At 71.1% G+C, this 18,694-nt stretch carries 20 protein-coding genes and 1 tRNA gene; 18 read left to right on the top strand and 3 right to left on the bottom strand.

The features are described 5' to 3' along the window. Positions 1-214 precede the first annotated feature (214 nt). The 6 genes from ACTJKO_RS14330 to ACTJKO_RS14305 all read left to right on the top strand — a co-directional run bounded on the left by ACTJKO_RS14330 (position 215) and on the right by ACTJKO_RS14305 (position 5,923). Positions 215-1,498: an ABC transporter substrate-binding protein gene (locus ACTJKO_RS14330; protein ID WP_440689811.1), complete on the top strand. Its 1,284-nt coding sequence runs from the start codon at positions 215-217 to the stop codon at positions 1,496-1,498. A gap of 149 nt (positions 1,499-1,647) precedes the next feature. Then, positions 1,648-2,625: a carbohydrate ABC transporter permease gene (locus tag ACTJKO_RS14325; RefSeq protein ID WP_440689859.1), complete on the top strand. Its 978-nt coding sequence runs from the start codon at positions 1,648-1,650 to the stop codon at positions 2,623-2,625. Between the two features lie 95 nt (positions 2,626-2,720). After that, positions 2,721-3,533, top strand: a complete 813-nt coding sequence (locus tag ACTJKO_RS14320) for a carbohydrate ABC transporter permease (RefSeq protein WP_440689858.1) — start codon at positions 2,721-2,723, stop codon at positions 3,531-3,533. Positions 3,534-3,538: 5 nt separating this feature from the next. Then, positions 3,539-4,048, top strand: coding sequence for a hypothetical protein (locus tag ACTJKO_RS14315; RefSeq protein WP_440689810.1), 510 nt, complete (start codon positions 3,539-3,541; stop codon positions 4,046-4,048). Further along, positions 4,045-5,076: a LacI family DNA-binding transcriptional regulator gene (locus tag ACTJKO_RS14310; RefSeq protein ID WP_440689809.1), complete on the top strand. Its 1,032-nt coding sequence runs from the start codon at positions 4,045-4,047 to the stop codon at positions 5,074-5,076. The genes ACTJKO_RS14315 and ACTJKO_RS14310 overlap by 4 nt, the downstream gene beginning before the upstream one ends. Before the next feature lie 217 nt (positions 5,077-5,293). Continuing rightward, the gene (locus ACTJKO_RS14305; RefSeq protein ID WP_440689808.1) at positions 5,294-5,923 is read left to right on the top strand and encodes an MBL fold metallo-hydrolase; all 630 of its coding nucleotides are present in this window, start codon (positions 5,294-5,296) and stop codon (positions 5,921-5,923) included. A gap of 61 nt (positions 5,924-5,984) precedes the next feature. Here the strand turns inward: ACTJKO_RS14305 and ACTJKO_RS14300 are convergent, their stop codons facing one another. Next, complete coding sequence (locus ACTJKO_RS14300) at positions 5,985-6,953, bottom strand: DUF72 domain-containing protein (RefSeq protein WP_440689807.1); 969 nt, start codon at positions 6,951-6,953, stop codon at positions 5,985-5,987. Between the two features lie 102 nt (positions 6,954-7,055). On the opposite strand from ACTJKO_RS14300, the gene ACTJKO_RS14295 reads away from it, so the two are divergent. Further along, positions 7,056-7,128: transfer RNA gene (locus ACTJKO_RS14295), tRNA-Glu, on the top strand. Positions 7,129-7,178: 50 nt separating this feature from the next. On the opposite strand, the gene ACTJKO_RS14290 is transcribed toward ACTJKO_RS14295, so the two are convergent. Beyond that, positions 7,179-7,730: an AAA family ATPase gene (locus ACTJKO_RS14290; RefSeq protein ID WP_440689806.1), complete on the bottom strand. Its 552-nt coding sequence runs from the start codon at positions 7,728-7,730 to the stop codon at positions 7,179-7,181. 154 nt (positions 7,731-7,884) lie between these two features. On the opposite strand from ACTJKO_RS14290, the gene ACTJKO_RS14285 reads away from it, so the two are divergent. The 5 genes from ACTJKO_RS14285 (at position 7,885) to ACTJKO_RS14265 (ending at position 10,813) form a co-directional block, all read left to right on the top strand. Then, on the top strand, positions 7,885-8,754 hold the full coding sequence (locus ACTJKO_RS14285) for an SDR family oxidoreductase (RefSeq protein WP_440689805.1): 870 nt from the start codon (positions 7,885-7,887) through the stop codon (positions 8,752-8,754). Positions 8,755-8,778: 24 nt separating this feature from the next. Then, positions 8,779-9,186, top strand: coding sequence for a RidA family protein (locus tag ACTJKO_RS14280; RefSeq protein ID WP_440689804.1), 408 nt, complete (start codon positions 8,779-8,781; stop codon positions 9,184-9,186). 177 nt (positions 9,187-9,363) lie between these two features. After that, on the top strand, positions 9,364-9,840 hold the full coding sequence (locus ACTJKO_RS14275; RefSeq protein ID WP_440689857.1) for a fluoride efflux transporter FluC: 477 nt from the start codon (positions 9,364-9,366) through the stop codon (positions 9,838-9,840). Continuing rightward, positions 9,837-10,211 carry a fluoride efflux transporter CrcB gene (gene crcB / locus ACTJKO_RS14270; RefSeq protein WP_440689803.1) on the top strand — a complete coding sequence of 125 codons (375 nt, stop codon included), beginning with the start codon at positions 9,837-9,839 and terminating at the stop codon, positions 10,209-10,211. Before ACTJKO_RS14275 ends, crcB begins: the two co-directional genes overlap by 4 nt. After that, complete coding sequence (locus tag ACTJKO_RS14265) at positions 10,208-10,813, top strand: histidine phosphatase family protein (protein WP_440689802.1); 606 nt, start codon at positions 10,208-10,210, stop codon at positions 10,811-10,813. Before crcB ends, ACTJKO_RS14265 begins: the two co-directional genes overlap by 4 nt. 61 nt (positions 10,814-10,874) lie before the next feature. Here the strand turns inward: ACTJKO_RS14265 and ACTJKO_RS14260 are convergent, their stop codons facing one another. Next, on the bottom strand, positions 10,875-11,942 hold the full coding sequence (locus tag ACTJKO_RS14260; RefSeq protein WP_440689801.1) for an FUSC family protein: 1,068 nt from the start codon (positions 11,940-11,942) through the stop codon (positions 10,875-10,877). A 159-nt stretch (positions 11,943-12,101) separates the two neighbouring features. Here ACTJKO_RS14260 and leuC point away from each other — a divergent pair, with 159 nt between their 5' ends. From leuC to ACTJKO_RS14230, 6 genes are all read left to right on the top strand, one after another. After that, entirely contained in the window at positions 12,102-13,574 is a 1,473-nt protein-coding gene (leuC, locus tag ACTJKO_RS14255; RefSeq protein WP_440689800.1) for a 3-isopropylmalate dehydratase large subunit, read from the top strand. After that, complete coding sequence (gene leuD, locus ACTJKO_RS14250) at positions 13,574-14,170, top strand: 3-isopropylmalate dehydratase small subunit (RefSeq protein ID WP_440689799.1); 597 nt, start codon at positions 13,574-13,576, stop codon at positions 14,168-14,170. Before leuC ends, leuD begins: the two co-directional genes overlap by 1 nt. Further along, on the top strand, positions 14,170-15,537 hold the full coding sequence (gene murA, locus ACTJKO_RS14245) for a UDP-N-acetylglucosamine 1-carboxyvinyltransferase (protein WP_440689798.1): 1,368 nt from the start codon (positions 14,170-14,172) through the stop codon (positions 15,535-15,537). Before leuD ends, murA begins: the two co-directional genes overlap by 1 nt. Positions 15,538-15,542: 5 nt before the next feature. Then, positions 15,543-16,373, top strand: a complete 831-nt coding sequence (locus ACTJKO_RS14240; RefSeq protein WP_440689797.1) for a lysophospholipid acyltransferase family protein — start codon at positions 15,543-15,545, stop codon at positions 16,371-16,373. A gap of 91 nt (positions 16,374-16,464) precedes the next feature. Beyond that, on the top strand, positions 16,465-17,478 hold the full coding sequence (locus ACTJKO_RS14235; RefSeq protein WP_440689856.1) for an NAD(P)H-dependent glycerol-3-phosphate dehydrogenase: 1,014 nt from the start codon (positions 16,465-16,467) through the stop codon (positions 17,476-17,478). A 59-nt stretch (positions 17,479-17,537) separates the two neighbouring features. Beyond that, positions 17,538-18,620 (top strand): D-alanine--D-alanine ligase family protein, encoded by a 1,083-nt coding sequence (locus ACTJKO_RS14230; RefSeq protein ID WP_440689796.1) that lies wholly within the window; start codon positions 17,538-17,540, stop codon positions 18,618-18,620. Positions 18,621-18,694 lie beyond the last annotated feature (74 nt).

The raw sequence follows: 18,694 nt of genomic DNA, 5'->3' as shown, positions 1-18,694 counted from the left end.
GGGCGGACAACGGCGTGGGAGTGCGGTGGCGGTGATCGTGCGGAACACCGCACGGGGCGCAGGTCACGAGGAGGTCACGGAATCTTTGCAACCGGTTGCGAAACGCTGTGAGCGGGCGTAGCTTCCTCCACCAGCAGGCAGCGTCGCCTGCTCCAGGCAGCGTCGTCGTCACCCGATCGACGTCTCCTGGTGATCTCGATGAGGAGACAACGCTGTGAAGACAACACGCGCCAAGGTGCGGTTCGCATCGGTTGCGGGGGTCGCGGTCATCGGCCTCGTGCTCACCGGCTGCTCGAGCGGGAGCTCGGCATCGAACGACAGCAAGAGCGGCCAGGACAGCCGTGGGCCGATCACGTACGTGCAGGGCAAGGACAACTCGAACGTCGTCCGCCCGCTGATCGCGAAGTGGAACAAGGCACACCCGGACGAGAAGGTCACCTTCAAGGAGCAGTCCGACCAGGCCGACCAGCAGCACGACGACCTCGTGCAGCACTTCCAGGCGAAGGACGCGAACTACGACGTGGTGGACGTCGACGTCGTCTGGACGGCGGAGTTCGCCGCCAAGAACTGGCTCGTGCCGCTCACCGGCAAGATGAAGATCGACACGTCGAAGCTCCTGCCGGCCACGGTGAAGACCGCGACGTACAACAACACGCTCTACGCGGCACCGCAGACCTCCGACGGTGCCCTCCTGTACTACCGCAAGGACCTCGTCAAGACGCCGCCGACCACGTGGGCGGACATGATGAAGGACTGCAGCATCGCCAAGCAGGCGGGCATCGGCTGCTACGCCGGCCAGTTCGCCAAGTACGAGGGCCTGACGGTGAACGCGTCCGAGGCCATCAACGGCTCGGGCGGCTCGGTCCTCAGCAAGAGCGGCACGCCGGACGTCGACACGGCGGACGCGAAGGCCGGGCTGCAGAACCTCGTGGACGCCTTCAAGGACGGGAACATCCCGGCCGAGGCGATCACGTACCAGGAGGAGCAGGGCCGCACCGCGTTCGAGAACGGCAAGCTGCTGTTCCTGCGCAACTGGCCGTACGTGTACAACCTCGCCAAGACGGACGGGTCGAGCAAGGTGAAGGACACCTTCGGCATCGCCCCGATCCCCGGCAAGGACGGCACGGGTGCCTCGACGCTCGGCGGTCACAACGCGGCGATCAGCGTGTACTCGAAGCACAAGGCGACGGCGCACGACTTCCTCGAGTTCCTCGAGTCGAACGAGACGCAGAAGTTCTTCGCGACCCAGGGTTCGCTCGCCCCGGTCGTCGGTGACCTCTACACGGACTCCGAGCTCACCTCGAAGCTGCCGTACCTGCCGACGCTGCTCGAGTCGATCAAGTCGGCCGAGCCGCGCCCCGTGACGCCGTTCTACCCCGCGGTGACGAAGGCGATCCAGGACAACACCTACGCGGCCCTCAAGGGATCCAAGAGCGTCGACGAGGCGATGAAGGACATGCAGGCGGCCCTCAAGACGGCCACCAGCAGCGGCAGCTGACGCAGCCCGTCACGCTCCGGACGGGAGGCGCGGTGCCAGACCGCACCGCGCCTCCCGTCAATCCCATCCTGCGTCCCGACACCCGGCAAGGAGGCCGTCCCGTGTCAGCAGCAACCGAGATCCCCGCCGCCATCCCCGACCCCCAGGGGATGGAACCCCAGCGCCGACGGCGCAAGGGCGGACTGAACGCCGAGCACGGCCGGTGGGCCGTGTACCTCATCGGCCCGACGATCGTGCTCCTCGCCATCGTCATCGGCTACCCGGTGATCAGCGCGGTCATCCAGTCGTTCCAGCTCGACGCCGGACTCGACAAGGCCACCGGCATGTTCGTGCAGGGCGGCTTCGCCGGCGTCACCAACTACGTGCACTGGCTCGCCCAGCAGTGCGGCAACACCACCTGCCCGCCCGGCAGCATCGGCAGCCAGTTCTGGGTGTCGATGGGCAACACCTTCTTCTTCACCGTCGTCACCGTCGCGCTCGAGACCGTGGTCGGCGTGTGGATGGCGATCATCATGAACCGCGAGTTCAAGGGCCGCGCGCTCGTCCGTGCCGCGATCCTCGTGCCGTGGGCCATCCCGACCGCCGTCACCGCGAAGCTCTGGTACTTCATCTTCGACGCGAACGGCGTGCTCAACCACGTGCTCGGGCACCAGATCCTCTGGACCAGCGGCGAGTGGGCGTCCCGCTGGGCGATCATCATCGCGGACACGTGGAAGACCACCCCGTTCATGGCGCTCCTCATCCTCGCGGGCCTGCAGCTCATCCCCGAGGAGGTCTACGAGGCCGGGAAGATGGACGGCGCCTCCACCGCCCAGCGCTTCTGGAACATCACGCTGCCGCTGATCCGGCCGGCGCTCATGGTCGCGGTGCTGTTCCGCGTCCTCGACGCCCTGCGCATGTACGATCTGCCGGCGATCCTCACCGGCGGTGGCGGCGGCTCCGGCAACGCGACCACCACGCTCTCGATCCTCGTGGTCGACCAGATCCGTCAGGGGTTCAACTCCGCGTCGGCTCTGTCCACCATCACGTTCCTGGTGATCTTCATCGTCGCGTTCGTCTTCGTCCGGTTCCTCGGCGCGAACGTCGTCCAGACGCAGGCAGCCCAGCAGAAGGGTGAACTCAAGTGACCCTCGCAGCCGACCGCCCCCGGTCCGTCCCCGTCGCCGCCGACCGTGCCGGCGACCGCGCCGACGTCCGGGTCAAGCGGCACACCGGTCCGAAGATCCGCACCGCCGTGCAGGCCGTCGTCATCGCCGTCTGGTGCCTGCTGCCGTTCTACTGGATGGTGGTGACGAGCTTCCGCGACGTCGGGTTCACGTTCGACGCGACACCGTGGCCGACGCACGTCACGCTCGACAACTACGCGACGGCGTTCTCCACCGCGCTCGGGAACCACCTCGGACGCGCACTGCTCAACAGCCTGTTCATCGGTGCGACCGTGACGGTCATCGCCCTGCTCGTCGGCACGAGTGCCGCGTACGCGCTGGCCCGCCTGGAGTTCAAGGGCAAGTCGCTCATCGCCGGCGCGATCCTCGCCGCGTCGATGTTCCCCGGCGTGGCCCTCATCTCCCCGCTGTTCCAGCTCTTCACGGACATCGGGTGGATGGGGTCCTACCAGGCGCTCATCCTGCCGAGCATCTCGTTCGTGCTGCCCCTCACGGTGTACACGCTCGCGTCGTTCTTCCGCGAAATGCCCTGGGACCTCGAGGAGGCTGCGCGCATCGACGGGTGCACCCGGGTGCAGGCCTTCCGGCGGATCATCATGCCGCTCGCCGCACCCGCGGTGTTCACCACGGCGATCCTGGCGTTCATCTCCTCCTGGAACGAGTACCTCATCTCGTCCCAGCTGTCCTCGGACGCCACGCAGCCGGTCACGGTCGCCATCGCCGGCTTCCAGGGCAGCGTGCCGCACCAGGAGCCGTACACCGCGGTGATGGCCGCGGGCACGATCGTCACGATCCCGCTCGTCATCCTCGTGCTCATCTTCCAGCGGCGGATCGTGGCCGGCCTCACCGCCGGCGGTGTGAAGGGCTGACGGCCATGGCACAGCGCGGACCCACCCGGCCCACCGCCCGCATCGAGGAGGCGCTCGGCTTCGTCGGGATGTTCGGGGTCCTGTTCCTCGGGGTCACCGTGTTCTGCGAGGTGACCGGCCGCCCGGCGCTCGGATGGGCGCTCGTCCTGCTCGTGTGCGTGCTCGGTGTCGTGGTGCTCGACCGGTGGCGGGTGTCGGTGCTCCGGCGCACCGCCCCGGCCGACGGCATCGGCGCGCTCCGGGATCCGGTCGGCACCCCGAGCCGGACCGCCGAGCGATCCGGTCGTGTCGCCGTCGACGGTCGCGAGCACCGGCACGCCGGCTGGGACGAGCTCGCACCCGCGGGCCGTCGTCCGGCCCGGAGCGGTGTGCGCGGGCGGGCCACCGCGCCGGTCGACCACGTGGCGTGGAGCGCCGACGCCGCACCGCTCGGGCACGCGCCGGCGGCACCACGGCCGGCCGGCCGGGCCCCGACCGGGCCCGTCGGCGACGCGACGCGCCCGACGGACGGGTGACGGGCCTCCAGGCCGTGTCCCCGGGCATCCAGGAGATCGCGACCGTCACCGGCCTGTCGAAGTCGACGGTGTCCCGAGCGCTCCGCGGGATGTCGACCGTCGCCGACGCCACGATCGACCAGGTGCGGCGGGTCGCCGACGAACTCGGGTACGTGCCGAGTTCGGCGGCGGCCGGCCTCGCCACCGGGCGACAGCGTGCGGTCGGCGTCGTCGTCCCGGTGATCGACCGGTGGTTCTACGTGAAGGCACTGGGCGGCGTCGACGCCGAGCTGCGGCGGGCCGGGTACGACCTCGTGCTCTACAACCTCGGCGGCCCGGGAGGCGACCGCGACCGCGCCTTCCGCCGGTCGATGCTCCGGCACCGGGTGGACGCGCTCGTGCTGCTCTCCCTCGTCCTCGACGAGACCGAACGTGCCGAGCTCGAACTCGCCCGGCACCCGATGATCGTGATCGGCGGTCCGGCGGCCGGCATCCGGAACGTCGGCGTCGACGACGTCGTCGTGGCCGGACTCGCGGTGGAGCACCTCTGCGGACTCGGACACCGAGACGTCGCCTACGTCGGCGGGCAGGACGAGGCGGGGATGAACGTCGCCGTCCCGTGGCTCCGACGGGACGGGTTCGTCGACGCGATGGCGGCCCGGGGCCTGACCGTCCGGGACGACTGGGTGCTCGACGGACGGTTCTCGTTCGCCGGGGGCGTCGCCGCCGGCGCGACCCTGTTCGGCGGGCCCGCGGAGGACCGGCCGACCGCGGTGTTCTGCGCCTCGGACGAGATGGCGCTCGGCGTGGTGCTCGCCGCGCGGCGAGCGGGGCTCTGCGTGCCGCGTGACGTCTCCGTGATGGGGATCGACGGGCACGAGTACGGGGCGGTCGTCGGGCTGACCACCGTGGCGCAGGACCCCGAGGCGCAGGGCCGGACGGCCGCGCGGGCGGTGCTCGCCGAGGTCGACGGGGCCGCGGCCGAGCCGTTGCCGGCGGCGCCGGCGCACCTCGTCGTGCGGGCGACGACGGGGCCGCCGCGGGTCTGACGCGGCGCAGCCGCGGCGGGCGGACGGGGCCGCGGCGCGCGGGCGTGACGCACCGCGGCCACGTGCGATCGAACCACGAATCTGACGTCGAACCACTCACAGCGCCCGGTTCGACGTCGTTCCCGTGGTTCGACGCGCGTCACGTCCGGGACGACCGCACGCCCCCGCACCGTGACCGTGCGGCGGCCGTCGTGCACCGGCGCGTATCGTCGGCCGCATGGAGGTCACGAAGCTCGAACACGCCTGCCAGATCGTCACCGAGGGCACCGCCCGCCTCGTCATCGACCCCGGAGACTTCACCCGACCGGTCGACGTCGACGGCGTCGTCGCGGTGATCGTCACCCACGAACACCCGGACCACGTCACGCCCGAGCAGATCGACCGCATCCTCGGCCGGAACCCCGACGCCGTCGTCATCGGCCCGGCGGGTGTCGCCCGCGCCCTGACCGGCACCACCGTCGACGTCGTCACCGCGGGGGACCACCGCGAGGTGGGGCCGTTCGAGCTCGACTTCCACGGCACCCGCCACAACCTGATCCACTCGAGCGTCCCCGTCGTCGACAACACCGGTGTGCTCGTCAACGGCAGGCTCTTCCACCCCGGCGACTCCTACACGGTGCCGGACGTCCCCGTCGAGGTCCTCGCCGCTCCCATCGGAGCGCCCTGGCTCAAGGTCGCCGAGATGATGGACTACGTGCTCGCGGTCGCGCCCCGGCGTGCCTACCCCGTGCACGAGGCGACCCTCTCCGACATCGGGTACGGCATGCACACCGGCCGCCTCCGTGAAGCCGTCGAGCCGTCCGGTTCGCTCGTGGTCCTCGCGCCCGGCGAGTCCCTCACGATCTGAGGTCGGGGCCGGGAGGCGCGGCTCGCCCCGACCGTGCCACCGGACCCCGGCAGGCGGTACGTCAGCTGCCCGCCAGGTCCGGACGTCGGGTGCCCGGCCCCGACCGGGGCGAGGAGCGCCGGCGGAGACGGTCCGCGACGATCCGGTCCAGCGCGAGCGCGTCCCACGGGGCGTGCCGCTCGGCGTCGTTGTCGAAGTAGACGTAGGTGTCGCGCCCGGCCTCGAGGTGTCCGACGACCGTCGAGGCCCACCTCCCCAGCGCCTGGGCGGAGTAGCCGTCGTGGTAGGTCCTCGGGGCGCCGTGCAACCGGAGGTATGCGATCGCGGCTCCGGTGTCCTCCCGCAACCGCGGGAAGTCACCCGCGTGCGAGTCGACGAGCGCGACGCGGTGCCGACGCAGCACGTCCAGGTGCTCGGTCCCGAGGCCGGGCGCGCGCAACTCGATCGCGTGGACCAGCGGTGTCGCGCCGTCCGTCGGTGGGTGCTGCGCGCCTCCCGGGTCCGGCCGACCGTCCGCCGCTGGTGACGGCACCTTGTCGTCGTGGTGGGCCGCGAGTTCCGCGGCCGCGCCGTGGGAGCGGGGGAGCAGCGTCAGGAAGGCGTCGAGGACCTCCGGCGTGGGCAGCTGCCGTTCGGGGAGCTGCCAGAGCACGGGCCCCAGCGTCTCCCCGAGTTCGAGCGGACCCGAGGCGAAGAAGTTCGCCAGCGCCGTCTCGACGTTCCGGAGGCGGAGCATGTGCGTGATGTAGCGGCCGCCCTTGACCGCGAACCGGAACGAGCCCCCGCCGGACGCCTCGCGCCAGGCCCGGTACCGCTCCGGTCGCTGCAACGAGTAGAAGGAACCGTTCAGCTCGACGGTGGGGAACCGTCCCGCGACGTACTCCAGCCACCGCCGCTTCGCCAGCCGCTCCGGGTAGAAGTCACCGCGCCAGGCGTCGTACTGCCAGCCCGACAGGCCGATGCGGAGTGCCGCCGAACCGCTGCCCGCGATGCGCTGGACGTGTGCGGAGCCGTCCCGGTCAGCGGTCATCGCTCCACCGTATGCCCGCGGCGGCATGGCGGCGCACCCGGGCGACACGCCTCGTTTTGGCAGGTTGCGAGGCCTGTGCAATACTTATCGGGTTGTCGGAACGGCCCCATCGTATAGCGGCCTAGTACGTCGCCCTCTCACGGCGGTAACGCGGGTTCGAATCCCGCTGGGGTCACAGCGTCCATGAAACCCCCGACGAGCTCCGGCTCGCCGGGGGTTTCGTCGTCACCGGGCCTGGCGATGCACGGCGTCGAGGACCGCCCGGAGCGTCTCGTCGGCATCGAGCTCCGACGTGTCGATCCAGTGGCCGCGCTCGCCGAAGCCGTGCCGCATCGACGCGTCCAGCTCGTCGTACCCGTCGAACGCGAACCGGTCGCTCGCGGACCGGGCGCGGTCACGCTCGCGGCAGCACGCTGCGCCGGGTGCGAGCACCACGAGTTCCGTCCTGCCCTGCGGGAACTCGCCGAGGAGCCGATCGAGGTGCGCGCCGTCGGGCACGACGCAGTCCACGACGCTCTCGAAGCCGGCCTCCGCGAAGTTGCGGACGAGCGACCCGACGTTGCGGAAGCAGAGACGCAGTTGCCGGTCTGCTTCTTCGGCTGGTTCACCGAGCGCCCAGACGCCGCCGGACAGGATCATCCCGGCGACGTCGTCCGCTGCGATCCGCGCGGCACGAGGAAGGGCTGCGGCGAGCATCCGGCTGATCGTCGACTTCCCGGCGCCGGGCATCCCCGTGACGAGGAACGTCGTGGGTTCGGGATCGGCTGTTCCGGGCACCGGACCAGTGTGCACCGCCGCGGTCCGGGCGTGCGCCGCGCAGGGGCTGGTTCCGGAAACGTCGTCGGGCCGGTACGCTCGGGGCCATGCAGTGCCGCTGAACCTTCTTCGATCCCCATCCGCGCCCCGTCCCGGCGCCGTCGAAAGGTTCACCATGTCCGCATCTCTGCCCCTGCACGGCAAGACCGCCCTCGTCACCGGCGTCTCGCGACGTCGTGGCATCGGGTTCGCCGTCGCCTCGAAGCTCGCATCGCTCGGTGCGCACGTCGTCATCCACCACCATCGTCCACACGACCTCGACCTGCCGTGGGGCGGTGACGACCTCGACGCGGTGCGGGACGGCATCCGGGCGACCCTGACCGCAGGTGCGCGGTTCGCCGACGTCCCCGGCGACCTCTCCGACCCGTCCGCGATCCCCGAGGTGATCCGGGCGGCCACGGCGCTCACCGGGCAGCTCGACATCCTGGTGTGCAACCAGGCCAAGAGCGGTGACGACGGGAGCATCCTCGACATGACGCCCGAGCGCCTCTCCGCCTTCTGGGAGGTGAACACCCGCGCGACCCTGCTGCTCACCGCGGAGTTCGCCCGGCTCCGAGCGCCCCGCAGCGACGAGCCGCGGCGACCGGGGGACCGCATCGTCGGGAACGGTCCCTACGCCCAGGCGCAGGGACACGTGTTCTGGATGACGTCGGGCCAGATCCACGGAGCGATGGTCGGCGAGGTCGCCTACGCCGCCAGCAAGGCCGCCCTCGCCGGGGTCACGGCCACCGTTGCCGCCGAACTCCTCGAGCTCGGACTCGTGCTCAACACGGTCAACCCCGGGCCGGTCAACACCGGGTACATGGATCCCGAGACGACCGACCGGTCGCTGGAGGGGCTCGACGAGTACCTGGCGAGCACCCCGTTCGGACGTGTCGGAGCCCCGACGGACCCGGCGGAGCTCATCGGCTGGCTCGCCACCGACGCCGGCGGCTGGGTCGTCGGCCAGGTGCTCACGTCCGACGGTGGGTTCTCCCTGCGCTGACGGCGGCTCTGGCATGGTGGTGGCGTGACCAGCGTCGTGCAGCTCATCCGTTCGACATCCCTCAGCACCGTCGCCGAGTACGCGTACGCGGCGACGGCGCCGGCGAGCGCACGGCTCGTGTTCCTGGCGGGTGCGTGTCCGCTCGACGAACACGGGGCGACGGTCGCGGTCGGCGACGTCCGCGGTCAGGCATCCCGATGCGTGGAGAACCTGCGCGTGGCCCTGTCCGAGGCCGGCGCCGGGATCGACGACCTCGTCCAGACGCGGGTGCTGGTCGCGTCGAACCGGCAGTCCGACCTCGTCGCGGCGTGGGAGGTCGTCCGGGCCGCGATGGGTGACCACGACGCCCCGAGCACGTTGCTCGGCGTGACCGTCCTCGGCTACGACGACCAGCTCGTCGAGGTCGAGGGCATCGCGGCCGTGGCGGACTGACGCGGTACGCTGACGATGTCGTCAGACCCGGCAGTGGGGCCTGCCGGACCCAACCGCGGACACCCGCCGACGGTCCCTATCCCGAGAACACCGCACGCGCGGACGACCTCCGGCGTGCTCGGCGATAGGAGCACCGTGCACGACGAACCCCGACGGCACCCCACCGACTCCGGGAGCATCCCGATCGATCCGGACGTCGAGGTGGTCGAGACCGACGCCCGTCCCGTCCGTCCACCGCATCTGCAGTGGGCGTCCCTCGCGCTCGTCGCACTCGGCGGCGCGATCGGCACCGCTGCCCGTGCGGCGCTCTCCGAGGCCCTCCCGGCGCGGGACGGGATCAGCTGGACGGTCCTCGTGATCAACGTCGTGGGGGCGTTCCTCCTCGGCCTCCTGCTCGAGGCGCTGGCGCACCGCGGCCCGGACATCGGGCGGCGCCGACGGCTCCGCCTGTTCGTCGGCACCGGCGTGCTCGGCGGTTTCACCACCTACAGCACGCTCGCGGACGACACCGCGCGCCTGCTCGCCGACGGACGGTGGGGCGCCGGCAGCGCCTCCGCCCTGCTCACCGTGCTGCTCGGCCTCGTCGCCGTCGTCGCCGGGCTCTGGGTCGCGGCTCTCGTCCGGCCCCGTCGCACGGACGGAGCCGGGCGGTGAGCGCCCTCGAACTCCTGCTCGTCGCCGTCGGCGGGGGAGTCGGGGCCGCGCTCCGCTTCCTGATCGACGGCGTCGTCAAGGCGCGGGTCACCGGGTTCCCGGTCGGCACGCTCGTCATCAACGTCACCGGATCACTCGTGCTCGGCATCCTGACGGGGCTCGGGCAGGCGGGGACCATCCCACTCCCGGCCGTCACGGTGCTGGGCACGGGCATGATGGGTGGGTACACGACGTTCTCGACGGCGAGCGTCGAGACCGTACAGCTCCTCCGATCCGGCAACCTCCGGCTCGCCGTCCTGAACGGCCTCGGGATGCTCGTCGTCTCGGTCGGCGCAGCCGCGCTCGGCCTCTGGCTCGGAAGGAACACATGACCTCGGAACGCCCCGGCGAACTCGTCCTCGTCCGTCACGGAGAGACGGAGTGGTCCAAGAGCGGGCAGCACACCGGCCGCACCGACATCCCGCTCACGGAGAACGGCATCGAGCAGGCGAAGCGCGCCGGACGGTACCTCGCGGACCGCGAGTTCGCACTGGCGCTGTCCAGCCCGTTGCAGCGCGCGCGGGACACGGCCGCGCTCATCGGTGTTGATGCGGACGTCGACGAGGACCTCTACGAGTGGGACTACGGCGCGTACGAGGGCCTCACCACCCCGCAGATCAAGGTGCTGCGCCACGGCCCGTGGGACCTCTGGACCGACGGCGTCCCGGCGGGCGACACGCCCGGTGAGAACGCCGCCGAGGTCCGCGTGCGCGTCGAACGCATCCTGGACCGTGCCCGCCCCGTCCTCGCCGAGGGGGAGGACGCCATCGTCGTCGCCCACGGCCACGTCCTGCGCGCGCTCGGTGCGGCGTGGATCCGGCTCGCACCGCAGGACGGTGCCGTGCTGAAGCTCGGCACGGCTTCCGTGAGCGTGCTCGGGTACGAGCACGGCCGCCCCGTGATCGACGCCTGGAACATCCAGCCGCGCGACTGACGGACCCCGTTCCGGGCCGGACGGGAGGCGCGGTGCGGGCTGGCACCGCGCCTCCCGTCCGTCAGACGGTCCGGATGCTGCTCGTCGCGCCGAGTGCGCGTCCGCGCCGCCGCTCGATGCCGCGCCCGACGACGAGCAGCGCGACGCTCACCAGCGCGCCGAGGGTCGTCTGCGCGATGCGGTCGAGCGCGAGGAGCTCCGGCGCCTCGGGGAGGCTCAGCCACGAGACCGCGAGCGCGAGCGGCGTGAGGAAGAGCAGCGTAACGGCGTAGTGCTTGGCGACGAAGATCTCCGCGAAGAACTGTCCGATCACGGCGATGACGACGATCCACCACGCGGACGGTTCGAGCAGCAGGATGCCGACGGCGATGACGGTGCCGCCGATCGTGCCGATGAAGCGCTGGAAGGCCCGGAGCACGGTGTGCCGTTGCCGGAGCGCCGGCAGCGTCGACACCACGGCGATGACGGCCCAGTACGGGTGCCCGAGCCAGGGGATCACCTCGGCGACGGCCCCGGCGACGAGGGCCCCGACGACGTTGAGGCCGACGGTCTCCCAGAGCGCCGGTGCCCGGAGGACCTCGAGCGTACGGTGCTTCCGGTCGGCGAGGGGACGGAACCGGTGGGGTGCCCGCGGGTGGAACACGCGCCGCAGCGCCCACCCGGACATGGCCACGACCCACGCCCACGCGACGGAGCAGACGATGATCGTCGCGACGAGTGGCACGTCGGCGGGCTTCACGGGCACGAGCGCGGAGACGACGAAGGCGAACGTCGGGAAGATCGGCTGCGCGGGGATGGTGCGGAGGGTGCTCAGCGTGCAGACGGCGACGACGAGGACCAGCACGAGCCCGACTGCCTGGAGCCAGAGCGGTGAGCCGACGAGCGCGACCCCGACGCCTGCGAACATGCACAGCGCCTGCATCGCACCGGCGACGCCGGTGGTGACGGCCCGCTGCCGGTAGGGCTCGGTGGCTCCGAAGATCGCCGTGAAGCCGGCGAACATCGCGAAGGCGGCGTACCCGGGCATCCCGAGCGCGATGAGGGTTGCGAGTGGCGCACCGCCGGCGATCGCGGCGCGTGCTGCGCCCTCGAGGTTCACGGTCCGGGTCGAGTGCGCAGCTGTCGTCATGTCGGGACCATCTTCCCACCGCGACGGGTGTCGTGCGGTCGAGCCGCGCCTCCCGGCTGCCCCGCCAGCGGTGCGTGGCTTTGGTATACCAACCTGCTAGACTCGCCCGATCACGCCGCGTCAGCGGCGCCGGACGACGAGAACGAGGAGGTCGAGGTCATGGGAAGGACGCTCGCCGAGAAGGTGTGGGACGACCACGTCGTGGTCAAGGGCGAGGACGGGAACCCGGACCTCCTCTACATCGACCTCCACCTCGTGCACGAGGTCACGAGCCCGCAGGCGTTCGACGGACTGCGCCAGGCCGGCCGCCCGGTGCGTCGACTCGACCTCACCATCGCGACCGAGGACCACAACACACCGACCCTCGCGATCGACCGACCCATCGCCGACCCGACGAGCCGCACGCAGATCGAGACGCTCCGACGCAACTGCGAGGAGTTCGGCGTCCGACTGCACTCCCTGGGCGACAAGGAGCAGGGCATCGTCCACGTGGTCGGCCCGCAGCTCGGTCTGACCATGCCGGGCATCACGGTGGTCTGCGGCGACTCGCACACCTCCACGCACGGCGCGTTCGGCGCGATGGCGTTCGGCATCGGCACGAGCGAGGTGGAGCACGTCCTCGCCACCCAGACCCTGCCGCTCAAGCCGTTCAAGACGATGGCGATCACGGTCGAGGGCACGCTGCGCCCGGGTGTCACGGCGAAGGACATCATCCTCGCGGTGATCGCGAAGATCGGCACCGGCGGCGGGCAGGGCTACGTGCTCGAGTACCGCGGCTCGGCGATCCGCTCGCTCTCGATGGAGGGCCGGATGACGATCTGCAACATGTCGATCGAGGCCGGTGCCCGCGCAGGCATGGTCGCCCCCGACCAGACCACCTACGACTACGTGCAGGGCCGCGACCACGCCCCGACCGGGCAGGACTGGGACGACGCCGTCGCGTACTGGGAGACGCTGAAGACCGACGACGACGCGGTGTTCGACGCCGAGGTCTTCATCGACGCCGACGAGCTGGAACCCTTCGTCACGTGGGGCACGAACCCGGGCCAGGGCGTGTCCCTGTCCGACTCCGTGCCGGACCCCTCGGACTACGCCGACCCCAACGACCAGGCGGCGGCGCAGCGTGCGCTGGAGTACATGGACCTCGAGGCCGGCACCCCGATGAAGGACATCCAGGTGGACGCGGTCTTCATGGGGTCGTGCACGAACTCGCGCATCGAGGACCTCCGGGCGTTCGCCTCGATCATCCGGGGCCGGAAGAAGGCCGACGGCGTCCGGGTCATGGTCGTGCCGGGCTCCGCACGGGTCCGGCTCGAGGCCGAGGCGGAGGGGCTCGACCGGGTGTTCACCGAGTTCGGCGCCGAGTGGCGGTTCGCCGGCTGCTCGATGTGCCTCGGCATGAACCCCGACCAGCTCGCGCCGGGGGAGCGCTGCGCCTCCACGTCGAACCGCAACTTCGAGGGACGGCAGGGCAAGGGCGGCCGGACGCACCTGGTGTCCCCGCTCGTCGCCGCAGCCACCGCAGTCCGGGGCACGCTGTCGAGCCCGTGGGACCTGGAGACCGACGATGCGATCGCGACGGTGACCGACGACGCCGGCGCGACGGCAGCGACCGCTGAAGGAGCCAACTGATGGACAAGATCACCACCGTCACCGGGATCGCCGCGCCGCTCAAGCGGTCGAACGTCGACACCGACCAGATCATCCCCGCGGTCTACCTCAAGCGCGTCACGAAGACGGGCTTCGAGGACGCCCTGTTCGCCGGGTGGCGGCAGGACCCCGACTTCGTCCTCAACCAGCCCGTGTACCAGGGGGCGGCGGTCCTGGTCGCCGGGCCGGACTTCGGCACCGGGTCGAGCCGTGAGCACGCCGTGTGGGCGCTCCGCGACTTCGGGTTCCGGGTGGTCGTGTCCTCCCGGTTCGCGGACATCTTCAAGGGCAACGCGGGCAAGCAGGGCCTGGTCACCGCGATCGTGACCGAATCGGAAGTCGAGCGGCTCTGGGCCGAGATCGAGCGGAACCCGGGCACCGAGGCGACCGTCGACCTGGTGTCGCAGCGCGTGTCGATCGGGGATGTGGACGTCCCCTTCGAGATCGACGCTTACACTCGTTGGCGGTTGATGGAAGGGCTCGACGACATCGGGCTCACCCTCCGTGACGAGACCTCGATCACGGAGTTCGAATCCCGCCGCTCCCGTTGGCGGCCGAAGACATTGCCGGTGAAGTAGTGAACTCTCTCGTACAGGACGCAGCAGCCGCAGGGGCACGCGTCGGCCTCAAGTCGGACGAGATCGTCATCCGCGGCGGCAAGCCGCTCGTGGGGCGCATCGAGGTCCGCGGGGCCAAGAACCTCGCCACCAAGGCGATGGTGGCGGCGCTGCTGGGTGACACCCCGTCGATCCTCAAGGACGTCCCGGACATCTCCGACGTCAAGGTGGTCCGTGGGCTGCTCGAGGTGCACGGCGTGCGCATCACCGATCCTGCACGAGGCGAGCTCATCCTCGACCCGTCGAACGTCGAGTCGGCCCACTTCGCCGAGATCGACGCGCACGCCGGCTCGAGCCGCATCCCGATCCTGTTCTGCGGCCCGCTGCTCCACAAGCTCGGCGAGGCGTTCATCCCCGACCTCGGCGGCTGCCGCATCGGCGACCGGCCGATCGACTTCCACCTCGACGCCCTCCGCGCCATGGGAGCCGTCGTCGACAAGCAGATCAGCGGCATCCACCTCACCGCACCGAACGGGCTCAAGGGCGCGGCGATCGAACTGCCGTACCCGAGCGTCGGCGCGACCGAGCAGGTGCTCCTCTCCGCCGTCCTCGCCGAGGGCGTGACGGAGCTCCGCAACGCCGCGATCGAGCCCGAGATCATGGACCTCATCGCGATCCTGCAGAAGATGGGCGCGATCGTCTCGGTCGAGCCGAACCGCGTCATCTTCATCGAGGGCGTCCAGTCGCTCCGCGGCTACACGCACCGCGCGATCAACGACCGCAACGAGGCCGCCAGCTGGGCCTCCGCCGCGCTCGCCACCAACGGCGACATCTTCGTCGAGGGCGCGAAGCAGCAGGAGCTCATGACGTTCCTCAACGTCTTCCGCAAGGTCGGCGGTGGGTTCGACATCCAAGAAGACGGCATCCGGTTCTACCGCGAGCTCGAGGTCCTCAAGCCCGTCGTGATCGAGACCGACGTGCACCCGGGCTTCATGACCGACTGGCAGCAGCCGCTCGTGGTCGCACTCACCCAGGCCGAGGGACGCAGTGTCGTCCACGAGACGGTGTACGAGAACCGCTTCGGCTTCACCGACGCCCTCAACGAGATGGGCGCCGACATCGTCGTGCACAAGGACGGTCTGCCCGGTCACGACCGCCGCGTCGCGCGCCGACCGTTCGAGCAGGCCGCCGTCATCACCGGCCCGACCAAGCTGCACGGCGCGAACGTGCGCGTGCCCGACCTGCGCGGCGGGTTCAGCCACCTCATCGCGGCGCTCACCGCCGAGGGCGAATCGCACATCACGAACGTCGGGATCATCAGCCGCGGCTACGAGCACTTCATCTCGAAGCTCCGGAAGCTCGGCGCCGACTTCGACTTCGCGGGCTGAACGCGGTGTCCGCCACGTCGCCTCGCGACGGTGACGGCCTGGAGGCGCGGCGCGGGTCCGCCTCGGAGGTCACGACCGGCCTGCCCGTGCCCGGGCGCCGGTGGCACCGCGGCGAGCTGAACACCGCCTTCCGCATCGTCGCGTCCGTCGTGATCCCGACGTTCCGGTTCTCGGCGCGGTACCACTGGCACGGTCCGAACCGACTGCCGGCGGACGGCGCGTTCGTCCTCGCTCCGAACCACTTCACGAACATCGACCCCCTCGTCGTGGGCACCGCGGTGTACCTCAGCAAGCGGGCACCACGGTTCCTCGCCAAGGCGTCGCTGTTCCGGGTCCCCGTGTTCGGCAAGCTCATGTCCGGCATGGGACAGATCCCCGTCGAGCGCTCCGGGCGGACGCGCCTCAGCGACCCGCTCGGCGGCGGCCGGTCCCTCGTCGAACAGGGCGGGGCCATCATCGTCTACCCCGAGGGGACGCTCACCCGCGACCCCGACCTGTGGCCGATGCGCGGCAAGACCGGTGCGGTGCGGATCGCGCTCGAGAACGACGTGCCGCTCATCCCGATGGCGCACTGGGGCACCCAGAAGATCATGGCGCGCTACGGCAAGAAGCTCCGGCTCATCCCGCCGTCCCGCGTCGACGTGATCGTCGGCGACCCGGTGGACCTGTCCGCCTACCGTGGGCGCCCGATCGACCAGCAGGTGCTCCTCGAGGCGACCGAGCTCCTCATGCGGCACATCACCGCCCTGCTCGAGGAGCTCCGCGGCGAACCGGCACCCGCGACCCGCTGGGACCCGGCGGCGAACAACCAGAAGGAGACCGGCAAGTTTGAGTGACCAGCGCCCGGGCCTCCGCCCGCACGAGGACCGCCCGAACCCCGCCGTCGCCGCTCCCGGTGCCGTCGACACGGCAGCGATCCGCGTCGTCATGCAGTCGACCGACAAGCCGCGCGTCGCCGTGATCGGTGCCGGCAGCTGGGGGACCACGTTCGCCAAGGTCCTGGCCGAGGGCGGCGCCACCACCGTCCTGTGGGCCCGTCGCCCCGAGGTGGCCCGTGAGATCACCGAGACGAAGCGGAACTCCGACTACCTGCCCGGCATCAACCTGCCCCGCACCCTGACCGCGTCGACATCGCTGTCCGCGGTGCTGGACGGCGCGGAGCAGGTCTACGTCTCCGTGCCGTCGCAGTCGCTGCGGTCCAACCTGTCCGCGATCGCGCCCCTGCTGCCCGAGGGTGTGCCCGTCGTCAGCCTGATGAAGGGCGTGGAACGGGGCACCGGACTCCGGATGAGCGAGGTCCTGCTCGAGGGACTCGGCATCGACCAGGACCGCATCGCGGTCGCCAGCGGGCCGAACCTGGCGCTCGAGATCGCGCGCCGCCAGCCGACCGCCGCCGTGGTGTCCTCGACCTCGGCGGAGACTGCGAGTGCGGTCGCGGCGGTCGCGACGAACCCGTACTTCCGGTCGTTCATCAACACCGACGTGATCGGCACGGAGTTCGGCGGCGTGCTGAAGAACCTCATCGCCGTCGCCATCGGCATCGTCGACGGCGTCGGGTACGGCGAGAACACGAAGGCGTCGATCATCACCCGCGGGCTCGCCGAGATGACCGACTTCGCCGTGTCGCTCGGCGCGCAACCGTCGACGCTGTCCGGGCTCGCCGGCCTCGGGGACCTCATCGCCACGTGCCAGTCGCCGTTGTCGCGGAACAACACGGCCGGGCGGCTGCTCGGCCAGGGGTACCGCTTCGACGAGGTCGTCCGGCAGATGAACCAGACCGCCGAGGGTCTGGCGTCCGTCGCGCCCATCCTCGAACTCGCGGCGGCGAACGGCGTCGACATGCCCATCGTGGGGCAGGTCGCCGAGGTCCTCGCCGGTAGGCTCGATCCGCGCAACATCGCGCCGCACCTCACCGAGACCGACGAACCCCAGGGCGAGTGACCGGTCCGGTCCCGACCAGCAAGGGGACTGCCATGCCCACGATCGCCGAGGGGACTCCCATGACAACCACCACCGTCGCCGTGCTGTTCGGCGGCCGCTCCAGCGAGCACGAGATCAGCTGCGTGACCGCCGGCGGGATCATGGACGTGGTGGACCGGTCGGTGTACGAGATCGTGCCGATCGGCATCACGAAGGACGGCGCGTTCACGCTGCAGTCCGACGACCCGGCGCAGTGGACGCTCCGGGACGGCGAGCTGCCCACGGTCCCCGACAACGGCACGCGGGTGGCGTTCCCGACCTCGCCCGCGTCGCGCGAACTCGTCGTGTCCCACCCGGACGGATCGGTCACGACCGCGCCGGTCGACATCGTGTTCCCGATCCTGCACGGACCCTTCGGCGAGGACGGCACCGTCCAGGGGCTGCTCGAGATCGCGGGCCTGCCGTACGTCGGCGACGGGGTCCTCGCGAGCGCGCTCGCCATGGACAAGCACGTCGCGAAGGCGGTCCTCGAGCACGCCGGCCTCCGGGTCGCGCCGTGGACGACCGTGCTCCGGCGGGAGTGGGCGGCGGACCCGGTGGACGTCGCCGAGGCCGTCGCGGCGCACGGCTGGCCGCTGTTCGTGAAGCCCGCGCGCGCCGGTTCGAGCATGGGCGTCTCGCGGGTCGACGACCCCGCTGCGCTCGGTGCCGCGATGGACCTCGCGTTCGAGCACGACTCGAAGGTGATCGTCGAGCCGCGCGTGATCGGCCGCGAGGTCGAGGTCGCCGTGCTCGAGGGGCGTGACGGTGTGCCGCGCACGAGCCTCCCGGGCGAGATCGTCGTCGCCGAGGACGGTTTCTACGACTTCGCCTCGAAGTACCTCGGCGGTGACGAGTCACTGCTCTGCCCGGCGCCCCTGACCGAGGAGCAGACCGACGAGATCCGGTCGATCGGCGCCCGGGCGTTCGAGGCGATCGGCGGCTCCGGGCTCGCCCGCGTCGACTGCTTCCTGACCGACGACGGCTTCGTCGTGAACGAGGTGAACACGATGCCGGGGTTCACGCCGCTGTCGATGTACCCGCGCTGCTGGGCCGCGTCGGGCGTCTCCTACGCCGAACTCGTGACGGAGCTCATCGAACTGGGGCGCGCCGCGGTGCGCTGACGCGCGTGCCGGGGGCCGTGCGTGCCGGCTCGCGGGGGCGGCTCGCGGCGGGCGGCTCGCGGGGGCGAGTTTCG

The organism is Curtobacterium sp. 22159 (genome assembly GCF_052045775.1).
Taxonomy (GTDB): Bacteria; Actinomycetota; Actinomycetes; order Actinomycetales; family Microbacteriaceae; genus Curtobacterium.
Note: the sequence above shows the minus strand (reverse complement) of the source record. Positions and strands in the feature narration are given on the sequence as shown.

Coding starts and splice junctions, on each gene's coding strand:
- ACTJKO_RS14265 (WP_440689802.1), top strand. CDS start 10,208: ATGACCTCGGAACGCCCCGGCGAACTCGTCCTCGTCCGTCACGGAGAG.
- ACTJKO_RS14235 (WP_440689856.1), top strand. CDS start 16,465: ATGCAGTCGACCGACAAGCCGCGCGTCGCCGTGATCGGTGCCGGCAGC.
- ACTJKO_RS14305 (WP_440689808.1), top strand. CDS start 5,294: ATGGAGGTCACGAAGCTCGAACACGCCTGCCAGATCGTCACCGAGGGC.
- leuD (WP_440689799.1), top strand. CDS start 13,574: ATGGACAAGATCACCACCGTCACCGGGATCGCCGCGCCGCTCAAGCGG.
- ACTJKO_RS14285 (WP_440689805.1), top strand. CDS start 7,885: ATGTCCGCATCTCTGCCCCTGCACGGCAAGACCGCCCTCGTCACCGGC.
- ACTJKO_RS14315 (WP_440689810.1), top strand. CDS start 3,539: ATGGCACAGCGCGGACCCACCCGGCCCACCGCCCGCATCGAGGAGGCG.
- ACTJKO_RS14300 (WP_440689807.1), bottom strand. CDS start 6,953: ATGACCGCTGACCGGGACGGCTCCGCACACGTCCAGCGCATCGCGGGC.
- ACTJKO_RS14230 (WP_440689796.1), top strand. CDS start 17,538: ATGACAACCACCACCGTCGCCGTGCTGTTCGGCGGCCGCTCCAGCGAG.
- ACTJKO_RS14260 (WP_440689801.1), bottom strand. CDS start 11,942: ATGACGACAGCTGCGCACTCGACCCGGACCGTGAACCTCGAGGGCGCA.
- ACTJKO_RS14325 (WP_440689859.1), top strand. CDS start 1,648: ATGGAACCCCAGCGCCGACGGCGCAAGGGCGGACTGAACGCCGAGCAC.
- leuC (WP_440689800.1), top strand. CDS start 12,102: ATGGGAAGGACGCTCGCCGAGAAGGTGTGGGACGACCACGTCGTGGTC.